General features: G+C 62.4%; 2 protein-coding genes and 1 pseudogene. All 3 read left to right on the top strand.

Annotated features, from left to right (window positions below; genetic code table 11):
- Nucleotides 1-786: pseudogene (locus VFL62_RS18530) on the top strand (hypothetical protein); the annotation flags it as partial.
- Nucleotides 787-843: 57 nt separating this feature from the next.
- Nucleotides 844-2,040: a methionine adenosyltransferase gene (metK, locus tag VFL62_RS18525; RefSeq protein WP_325173832.1), complete on the top strand. Its 1,197-nt coding sequence runs from the start codon at nt 844-846 to the stop codon at nt 2,038-2,040.
- 211 nt (nt 2,041-2,251) lie between these two features.
- Nucleotides 2,252-2,383: adenosylhomocysteinase (locus VFL62_RS18520; protein WP_325173833.1), on the top strand; the 132-nt coding region annotated here is incomplete at its 3' end.

Raw genomic sequence — 2,383 nt, 5'->3', positions numbered from 1 at the left:
GCCGAGGCGCCCTGGCTGACCCCAGCCTCGCCCACCGCTGCCGCGGGCATGATCTGGCACGAGGTTCCCTTAAGGGGAGCCGCTTCGGGCGATTTCGAGGCCCAAATCGCGGAACTTGGCCCATTTCTGGAGCAAAACTGGCGGGCCAGCGTCTCGCCCCGTTCGGGCATGCCGATCTATGAGCGGCCGGTCGCCCTGGTGCTGTACCGGGAAGACCACCGATTCCTGCTCGATTCGATCATTCCGCGGGCCGGCAAGGTCGAGGCCAATTTCGACCTGATTATCGCATCCCAGCCATACCGGGCCAAATCCAGCGTCAATTTCCGTGCAAAACGCATTATTGCGCCCCTGGGGCGGGCCTTGCGGGCGGGAGGCCGTTTGATCGGGATTCACTCCCATGGCCAGGATCCCGGCTTGGAGATTATCCAGGCGGTCTGGCCGGGAGAAAATCCTTTCGCCGTAAGCCGTCATGAGCTATTGCGCGCGGTGAAATACGAGCTCGGATCGGCCGGGCGCGACCTCAATTTTAACGCCTATGCCGATAACCGTTCGATCTTCCGGTATGATATGGAAGCGCTGCCCAACGAGGTTACCGGCTCGATAGGAACCTCGACGGCCTTTGCAGCATGGAATGCGGCGGTGTATGTCGCACAGATTGAAGACGACCGGTTGACGGAAATGACCCAGAGTGGCCGTTATCTCGACGCCGTCAGAGAGGTTCTGCGCAAGCATAACGGGCTCTGGTTTTACGACGAATCCTACGTCATCTCGCGCCGTCGGGACTGACCTATCAGGACATTGAAAACACACCGCCGGACACCGGCGGAAAAAGGGGCTACCTAGATGCGCGCGTCTTACCTGTTCACCTCAGAGTCGGTTTCCGAAGGCCATCCCGACAAGGTCTGCGACCGGATTTCCGATGAGATCGTCGACCTGTTCTACCGCGAGGGCCCGAAGGCGGGCATTGATCCCTGGGCGATCCGCGCGGCCTGCGAAACGCTCGCCACCACCAACAAGGTGGTGATCGCCGGCGAAACCCGCGGCCCCAAGTCCGTGACCAATGACCAGATCGAGACCGTCGTTCGCGACGCGATCAAGGATATCGGCTACGAGCAGGACGGCTTCCACTGGAAGACCTGTGACATCGAAATCCTGCTGCATCCGCAATCGGCCGATATCGCGCAAGGCGTCGACGCGCTGCAGCCGGGCGTAGCCAAGGAAGAGGGTGCCGGCGACCAGGGCATCATGTTCGGTTATGCCTGTAATGAGACACCCGACCTCATGCCGGCGCCGATCTTCTACGCCCACAAGATCCTGCGCCTGATTTCGGAAGCGCGTCACTCCGGCCGCGAGAAGGTGCTGGGACCGGACTCCAAGAGCCAGGTCACCGTGCAATATGAGAATGGCAAGCCGGTCGGCGTTCGCGAGATCGTGGTCTCGCACCAGCATCTGATCGAGGACCTGAGCTCGGCGCAGGTGCGCGAGATCGTCGAACCGTATGTGCGCCAGGCGCTGCCGAAGGAGTGGATCAACGGCAAGACGATCTGGCACATCAATCCCACCGGCAAGTTCTATATCGGCGGTCCCGATGGCGACACCGGCCTGACCGGCCGCAAGATTATCGTCGATACCTATGGCGGCGCGGCTCCGCATGGCGGTGGCGCGTTCTCCGGCAAGGACCCGACCAAGGTCGATCGCTCGGCCGCTTACGCCGCGCGCTACATGGCGAAGAACATCGTCGCCGCCGGTCTTGCCGACCGCTGCACGTTGCAGCTCGCTTACGCCATCGGCGTGGCGCGGCCGCTATCGATCTATATCGACACCCACGGCACCGGAAAGGTGTCGGAGGACAAGCTCGAGAAGGCGGCGGCCGAGGTGATGGATCTCACCCCGCGTGGCATCCGCACCCATCTCGACCTCAACCGTCCGATCTACGCGCGTACTTCGGCTTACGGCCATTTCGGCCGCACACCGGATAATGAAGGCGGCTTCTCCTGGGAGAGGACCGATCTCGCCGACGCGCTCAAGCGCGCGTTCTGATTTTCTTCTTTCGCCTCTCCCCGCCTGCGGGGAGAGGCCGCGCGCCGAAGGCGAGCGGGTGAGGGGGACTCTCCACAAGCTCGGTGCGCGGATAGAGCCCCTCACCCCAGCCCTCTCCCCGTAAGAACGGGGAGAGGGAGCAGACCGTGCCACAAAGCGTCCAGCTTGATTTTGTACTGACACGCCAGATTCATCCGACCAGGGAAGACACATGACCGCCGTCGCCAAGAAGTCCGCTTTCACCGACTACGTCGTCAAGGACATCTCGCTCGCCGCCTGGGGCCGCAACGAGATCAGCATCGCCGAAACCGAGATGCCCGGCCTGATGGCGACGCGCGAGGAG

It is taken from the genome of Bradyrhizobium sp. (assembly GCF_035701725.1).
Classification (GTDB): Bacteria; Pseudomonadota; Alphaproteobacteria; order Rhizobiales; family Xanthobacteraceae; genus Bradyrhizobium.
The sequence above is the reverse complement of the archived record's forward strand: the minus strand, read 5'-3'. Positions and strand labels throughout refer to the sequence as shown.